The following is a 6,591-nucleotide window of genomic DNA, read 5'->3' on the forward strand; positions in this document are numbered from 1 at the left end:
CAGCGGCCACGTCTGGGTCGACTGGTGCGGCAACAACAACAGATGACCGCTGGCGCCGATCAGGGGCCCGGAGGACCTGATGGCGCTCCGGGCCCCTGTCATGCGTCATCTACTCCACTGCCTGCGACATCACCGACGCCGCCAACGACATCGCGGCCGAAGGCCGGCCGGTCGACCTGGACGATCTGGCCACCGTCTCGCCCTACATCACGCACAGCGTGCGCCGGTTCGGCAACTGGACGCTCGACCTGACCCCGCCGGATCAGAACCCGACCACCCGGCTCGACCTCGAACCCCGCGTGCTGTTCGCGACCTGATCGGCCAGGACTTCACGCCGTTGCCGCGCCAGGCTCGTCCAGGGATGAGCGGAGATCGGCATTGCTCAGGTGAGAGGGGTGCGCCGAGGCGTTCGGCGAGGGCCGTGTCATGGAAGGCGCCGGTCTGGAACGGGCCCAGGCCCAAGGCGGTGGCGGCCAGGGCGAAGGTCTGGCCGAGGTGACCGGCGCCCAGCAGGCTGATCCGGTAGCAGCGGGCGGTGCGGTACTCGACGCGCATGCGTTCGATGACGGCGGCCAAGATGACCAGGAACGCCGCGCCGCCGAAGTGTTCTTGCCCGGCGCACAGGTAGGGGGCGTCATCGTGGGTGAAGCCTTACTGAGCAGTTCCAGGCTGTGCTGGAGGCTGTTGTAGTGGTAGATGCCCGCGGGGACGCCGGCGACGTTGGCGATGGCCAGATAGGGGTCGAGGTCCTGGCGGGCACCGCCGACGGGGCTGGTGCGGCGGATGACCGCGCCCATCTGGCCGGCGTCGATGAAGTCGACCAGGGCGAGGCAGACCGACAGCAGGGCGGCCAGGGTGGGCAGGCCGACCGGGCCGGGGGTGAAGTGGCGGTGGGTGTGCCGGGCATACAGCCCTCAGCCAGGAAAGATCTTACTGTGGTATTAGGATGCGGTCATGGCCGCCAAAGAGACCATCACCGTCACGCTGGACCCCGACCTGGTCCGGTACGCCAAGACCCATCACGCCGGCAACTTCTCCGCCTACGTCAACGAGGCCCTGGCCGCCAAGGTGCATGAGGACCGCCGGCGCCGCGCGCTCCTGCAAGCCCATCGCGATCGCGCGCACGAGGGCGCCGATCACGAGCTCGTGGAGCGCCGCATGGCCCATGTCGCCGCACAGCTCGCCGCCCTGAGCGGCGAGCCGGCGTCGTGACGCTGCCGCCGCTCATCCTCGACACCGGCGTCTTGGTGGAGCTGGCACGCGGCGACCTGAACCTGATGGAGATGATGGCGCGGTGGGACGAGCAAGGCCAGCCGATGGTCATGTCCGTCGTCGCCGTCGCCGCTGCCGCCCGGGACTCCGGCTCGAAGGACGCCACCGATCTGCTGCTCGGCATCGCCACCATGGAGCAGATCACGGTGGCGGGGCTGCGCGAGCCGGAGCACGGCATCGCGCTGGGGTCGGTTCTGGCCCGGACCGGTCTCGACTGGGGTGATGCCCACGTCGCCGTGCTGGCCGACACCTCCGTCTGCCCGATCCTCACCCTCGACGGCTCGCACTGGGCGCCGGCCGTTCGCGGGTTCGACGAGCCGCTGCACGTCATCGAGATCGCCGAGCCGCCCGAATAGCCTGCCCTCCGGGCTCCGCGTCCGAAGGTCTCGTCGCCATCCGTACACTGCTCGTGCGCGCCCCGGGGCCGCAGCGGACGCAGCGGAGATTTGGTTGCTCTGCTCGCATGCCTGCTGGGGGTCTGGGCGGCGTCGTCGAGGGGTGGGTGGATGATCTGGAGGATGGTGTCTTCGAGGTGTTCGCCCTGCGGGCCGGTCAGCTGGACGTCGCTGCTGTCAGCCGGTGGTGTGGACGCCACCGGTGACGCCGAGGTCCAGGCAGGTGGTGTAGGGGTCGGGGGCGAACCCCACGAGGGGCAGGCCGAGCAGGTCAGCGGCGGCGTTGTGGCCGGCGACCTTGCCCATGGGGATGGTGGCGTACTGGCAGCTTCGCACGACGTGGCAGGTGGGTAGGCCAGGGTGATGACCACATCGCGGCGGCGAAGACGTCGTCCAGGACGCGCAGGTGCCGGTCGGCTTGGAGGCGGCCGAGCGGGTCGCGGTCGGCGGGGATCTGCTGGGTGAGCGGGCTGGCGTGCAGGCCGGCTGTGCAGATGATGGCGTCGGCGGGGATGCGGCCGCCGATCCTCATCGAGGTCGGTGCCGCTTCCGGAGTTGTTGTCGCGGCTGTTGTCGGTGGGCGGCGCGGCGGCCGGACTGGTGGCGCCGCTGATGGTGGTGCCGAAGGCGGCCCAGGCCGAAGTGCCCGACTGCAGGCTGTGGGCCTCGGTGGCCCGGCTGGGTTCGGTGCCGGCTCGGCGGGCCTGGTAGTCCAGGATGGACAGCAGGTCGGCTTCGGCGAACCGGCCGGTGATCGCCGCAGCGCCCAGGGCGCGGTCGACGGCGGCGGGCGAGTGCAGCTTGGCCAGCGCGACGGCCTGGCCCATCTTGGCCTTGATCCGGCGGATGCCCGCGGCGGCGGCCTCGGCCAGCCAGGCGCTCGCCCCGGGCCCGAGCATCAGAAACGCGGCTTCCTCGGCGGTGGTGGCCTTCGGGCGCGCTCGAGGTCCTTGTCCTCGCGCGGCGGGTAGTGCGCCTCGTCGATGACCGGGCTGCCGGGGCTGCCGCGCCGGTGCCGGCCCACTTCGGTGGCGGTCCCGTTGCCGCCGACCGCGGTGACGATCAGTTCATCGCCGTGGAAGCGGGCCCAGACGCGGGTGTCGACCAGCGGGTGTGGCACCGAGTAGCGCACTCCGTCCACCGAGATGGTGCAGTCCCAGTTCACCCGGCGAGTGGTGCCGAACGCGGCGGTGAACGGCTGCTGCGGCAACGGGTGCAGCCGCTGGCGTTCCTCGGCCAGCAACTCGATCGGCGGCCGCCGGGTGGCGCGGTGCGGCAGGCCCGCGCACGATCGCCATCGGATGCGCTGGCGGCAAGCACCGAACCGCCTGCCTGCGCGACCACCGGCAAGCGAGGGCCGGAAGGCTCTTCTCCGTGCACAGCTCGCGCCCTCAGAAGAGCCCTGGAGCAGAATCCGGCGAAAGAGCCTTCACGGCACTCCGTTGCTACATAGAGCAACATAACTATCACGTTACGTAATCATGGGCCGAGGGCAGCTCATAAGAAGGAGTCCATCCAGGAAGGGTTCGACTATTCATGTCCCGTACATCGCGCACCGTCGCCATCGCCGCTGCCGCCGCAACTGCCCTGACCGCCGCCGCTCTCGCCCTCACCGCCGCTCCCGCCCATGCCGACGAGTGGGGAGACTGCCAGCCGACCGCCCGCGGCTACACCTGCCACACGCTCCGCGAGGCCAGCATCGGGACCTGCATCCGTGAGGGAGGCAAGGTGCCGGACGGCATCACGCTCGACGGCATCAGGGGAGGTGAGACCTATCGATGCGCGGGCGGGCAACACAACGGCGTCAAGCTCGACCCCGACGAGCTCAAGGCCCTCGTCGAGAACCCCGAGTCGGTCTACAACATGTGGCAGCTCCTCAACAAGCCCATAGGGATCGGCTGACGAAGCCGGCGCGACCCACCGCCGAAGCCGACCCCGTCCAGCGCCGCCGCCCCCGCTGACCATCCCGCTGGCGGCGTCGCGATCCCGCTTGCTCCACAGCGGCCGCCGACCCTGGCCGTACCTGAACTCCGGCCTCTCATCGCTCATGGCCCACACCGCAAGCGAACAGCGACCTCCCGTCCCGAGGAACGACATCAGTGCAGGTCAGCGAAATCCGACCACAATTTCCCGGGACTACAGGGATGCCCAGGCGCTGGACGCCCGCGAGCAGAAGCGCTTCCTGCGCGCGGTGGAGGTGCGCCGGCTGGCCCGCGACCGCGCCATCGGCCGGCTGCTGTTCCACTCCGGGCTGCGCGTCGCCGAGCTGGTCGCCCTGGACGTCGACGACGTGCCGCTCTCCGCGCGCAAGGGCAAGGTCATCGTCCGCAACGGCAAGGGCGAGACCTCCCGCGAGGTGCCCCTGCTGGATGTCACTGTGCGCGAGGCCGTCAAAGAGTGGAAGGCCGAACGGAGCGCGTGGCCGGGCGCGGGCGGCCCGGCGCTGTTCCTCAACCGCTACCGCGGCGGCCGCCTGTCGGCCCGCGCCGTCGACCAGCTGCTCGACGAGCTCGCGACCGAGGCCGACCTGGTCGACGAGACCGGCGCGCCCGCCGCCTCCGCACATACCCTGCGGCACACCTTCGGCACCAACCTGCTGCGCCAGGGCGTGGACATCGTCGTGGTCGCCGAGCTGTTGGGGCATGCCCGCCTGGACACCACGCGACGGTACACCAATCTTCGGGAATTGCATCAGACGGGCGAGAAACCGCAGGCCGCCTGCTAAGCGGGCCACCGGAATGGGTGCGACAGGGTGATCGTTCGTACCACTTGAGCTGAACCGCTTGCGCGATGCTCCCATCAGATGCAGGATTCACCCTTCAGACGGTCGGGTTTACATGGGCTGGAGGGGGCCTGTGAGACGAGGTGATCTGGCGGGCGCCGCGCATCTGGAGCTGGTGTCCGGAGTGGTGCAGTTACGGCCGGAGGACGCCGTGTTCGAGGCGATGCTGCGGGACTGGCGGGCGCAGCAGACCGCTCGTGGGCTGCAGGAGGACACCATCGCGCCGCGTGAACGTCTGTCCGCCGGTTCCTGGCGTTCTGTAACGAGTACCCGTGGCGGTGGCAGCCCGGGCACGTGGATGAGTGGACGTTGTCGTTGACCAGCGAGCATCATCTGGCACCGTCCACGATTCGTGGCTACCAGACCGACCTGCGGTTGTTCAGCGAGTACCTCACCGACGCCCGATACGGCTGGGCGGCCGAGTGCGAGACGCAGTTCGGGCCGGGTGCCCATCCGGTGCCGATTTGCCATGAATGACACACGATCGCTCACCTGAACGACTACGAGGGCCGGCCCGAGGCCCGGCCGTTCACCCGTGAGGAGCTGCAGCGGTTCTTTGACTACGCCGATGAGCAGGTGGAACGGGCGGTGAAAGCCAAGCGGAAGGGGACGCTGGCCGCCTATCGGGACGCCACGTTGTTCAAGGTCATGTATGGGTGGGGTCTGCGTCGCACCGAGACCTCCAGGCTGGACTTGGCTGATTGGGGGCGCAATCCGGCCGCTCCGGAGTTCGGTCGGTACGGCATGCTGCATGTTCGCTATGGCAAAGCGGTGCGCGGGCAGCCACCGCGGCGGCGGAACGTGCCCTCGGTGATGGGCTGGGCGGTTGAGGCCATCGCCGACTACGTGGACGGCCTCGGTTCGGCTGCGCGGATCAGCCAGCGTTATGGGTAACCGAACGCGGTGGCCGGATGAAGCCGGCGGAGATCAACGCGCGTTTCGTCGCCTACCGGGACGCGCTCGGCCTGCCCAAGGAGCTGCCGCCGCACTCGGCCCGGCACTCCTACGTCACACACCTGACCGAGGACGGCGTCGACCGCCGCTTCATCCAGGAGGCTGTCGGGCACCGCTGCGACACCTCCACGGCGATCTACACGCACGTCAGCGGGGACTTCATGAACACCGCACTGCGCAAGGCACTGGCGCCTGCCTCGACACTGGACGGGACGGGAGGGCCCGATGACGCGCAAGCTCGACTACCGGTGGAACCTACGCCAGGTGATGGCCGCGCGCGGCATGTTCCAGACCACGGATCTAGCCCGGCCGCTGGCCCAGCGTGGCATTCAGCTGTCATCCAGCCAGCTCTACCGGCTGGTTGCAGAACGGCCCGAGCGGCTCAGCCTCAAGCTGCTGATGGCGCTGCTGGACATCCTCGGGTGCTCGATGGAGGACCTGATCGAACCGATCGCGGCTACCAAACCGTCTCGCGCCCGTAAGACGGCCTCCGGAGAAGAAGCCGGGGTCGGCGACCTGCGGCCGAAGCGGGCCCGGATCGCACCCCCGAGGGGCCACTTTGCCCCAGCTGCCGCCCCTGCAAGAGCGCGACCTGCGGCATCTGCGGCCGCCAGGGTCCCTGCGAGATCTCCCAAGCCACCGGGCAACCCTGGTGCACGGCCTGCCAGCAACGCCGCGCACGATGCTCACGCTGCGGCCAGTTCGGCCGCGTCCGCGGCGGCAGCAAGACCGCACCGCTCTGCGCCACCTGCACCCGCTCCGACCCAGATTTCTGGACCAGCTGCCCCACCTGCGGTGAGACCGGGCGCCTGCACGCCGGTCGGTGCGTCCGATGCTCCCTCGATCGGCGGCTGCACGAACTACTCGGTGACGCGAGCGGTCAGATCCGTCCCCATCTTGCCGCCCTTTACCAGGCGCTGGCCCGCGCCGAGCGGCCTGGCACGGTCACAGCATGGCTCGACAGGAGCGCCGCCCCCGCAATCTTGCGAGAATTGCACGCCGAACGCCTCCGCGACCTCGGTATTCACTCCAGCCAGGCCCGCTCCATCACCCTGTTCCACCTCGCTACCAACCTGCCTGCCGCCGTCTTGGCCCGGATGCTCGGCATCCACATCACGGTGGCCGTCGCCTGGCAGCGCGCGAGCAGCGGCGACTGGACCACCTACGCCGCTGAGGTCAGCCGGCGAC

General features: G+C 69.7%; 8 protein-coding genes and 4 pseudogenes. 9 read left to right on the plus strand and 3 right to left on the minus strand.

Annotation, left to right across the window (positions count from 1 at the left end):
* Positions 1-441: 441 nt before the first annotated feature.
* Positions 442-576: pseudogene (locus HCN51_RS63320) on the minus strand (SagB/ThcOx family dehydrogenase); the annotation flags it as partial.
* Positions 577-954: 378 nt separating this feature from the next.
* Here HCN51_RS63320 and HCN51_RS57345 point away from each other — a divergent pair.
* Together HCN51_RS57345 and HCN51_RS57350 are read left to right on the plus strand one after the other, a co-directional pair.
* Complete coding sequence (locus tag HCN51_RS57345) at positions 955-1,212, plus strand: type II toxin-antitoxin system CcdA family antitoxin (RefSeq protein WP_168022174.1); 258 nt, start codon at positions 955-957, stop codon at positions 1,210-1,212.
* Positions 1,209-1,628: a hypothetical protein gene (locus HCN51_RS57350; protein ID WP_168022175.1), complete on the plus strand. Its 420-nt coding sequence runs from the start codon at positions 1,209-1,211 to the stop codon at positions 1,626-1,628. Before HCN51_RS57345 ends, HCN51_RS57350 begins: the two co-directional genes overlap by 4 nt.
* Positions 1,629-1,844: 216 nt before the next feature.
* Here HCN51_RS57350 and HCN51_RS57355 read toward each other — a convergent pair whose 3' ends face one another.
* Together HCN51_RS57355 and HCN51_RS60980 are read right to left on the minus strand one after the other, a co-directional pair.
* Positions 1,845-2,003 (minus strand): hypothetical protein, encoded by a 159-nt coding sequence (locus tag HCN51_RS57355; protein WP_168022176.1) that lies wholly within the window; start codon positions 2,001-2,003, stop codon positions 1,845-1,847.
* 224 nt (positions 2,004-2,227) lie between these two features.
* Positions 2,228-2,940: pseudogene (locus tag HCN51_RS60980) on the minus strand (Mu transposase domain-containing protein); the annotation flags it as partial.
* A 263-nt stretch (positions 2,941-3,203) separates the two neighbouring features.
* On the opposite strand from HCN51_RS60980, the gene HCN51_RS57365 reads away from it, so the two are divergent.
* From HCN51_RS57365 to HCN51_RS60990, 7 genes and pseudogenes are all read left to right on the plus strand, one after another.
* Positions 3,204-3,569, plus strand: coding sequence for a hypothetical protein (locus tag HCN51_RS57365; RefSeq protein WP_168022177.1), 366 nt, complete (start codon positions 3,204-3,206; stop codon positions 3,567-3,569).
* A 145-nt stretch (positions 3,570-3,714) separates the two neighbouring features.
* Positions 3,715-4,392, plus strand: coding sequence for a tyrosine-type recombinase/integrase (locus HCN51_RS57370; protein WP_168022178.1), 678 nt, complete (start codon positions 3,715-3,717; stop codon positions 4,390-4,392).
* A 351-nt stretch (positions 4,393-4,743) separates the two neighbouring features.
* Entirely contained in the window at positions 4,744-4,926 is a 183-nt protein-coding gene (locus HCN51_RS58735) for a site-specific integrase (RefSeq protein WP_206069114.1), read from the plus strand.
* A 111-nt stretch (positions 4,927-5,037) separates the two neighbouring features.
* Positions 5,038-5,343, plus strand: coding sequence for a site-specific integrase (locus HCN51_RS58740; RefSeq protein ID WP_206069115.1), 306 nt, complete (start codon positions 5,038-5,040; stop codon positions 5,341-5,343).
* 17 nt (positions 5,344-5,360) lie between these two features.
* Positions 5,361-5,495, plus strand: a pseudogene (locus tag HCN51_RS63325) (hypothetical protein); the annotation flags it as partial.
* Positions 5,496-5,628: 133 nt separating this feature from the next.
* Positions 5,629-5,847: pseudogene (locus HCN51_RS62000) on the plus strand (helix-turn-helix domain-containing protein); the annotation flags it as partial.
* Positions 5,848-6,395: 548 nt separating this feature from the next.
* Positions 6,396-6,591, plus strand: a 196-nt coding sequence (locus HCN51_RS60990) for a hypothetical protein (protein WP_240974301.1), incomplete at its 3' end; no start/stop codon positions are given.

Origin of the sequence: Nonomuraea composti (assembly GCF_012034275.1) — a bacterium.
In the GTDB taxonomy this organism is placed as follows: Bacteria; Actinomycetota; Actinomycetes; order Streptosporangiales; family Streptosporangiaceae; genus Nonomuraea; species Nonomuraea composti.

Bases quoted from the DNA above. Each gene is read 5' to 3' on its own strand.
- HCN51_RS57345 (WP_168022174.1), top strand. From the start codon at position 955: ATGGCCGCCAAAGAGACCATCACCGTCACGCTGGACCCCGACCTGGTC.
- HCN51_RS57365 (WP_168022177.1), top strand. From the start codon at position 3,204: ATGTCCCGTACATCGCGCACCGTCGCCATCGCCGCTGCCGCCGCAACT.
- HCN51_RS57370 (WP_168022178.1), top strand. From the start codon at position 3,715: ATGGCCCACACCGCAAGCGAACAGCGACCTCCCGTCCCGAGGAACGAC.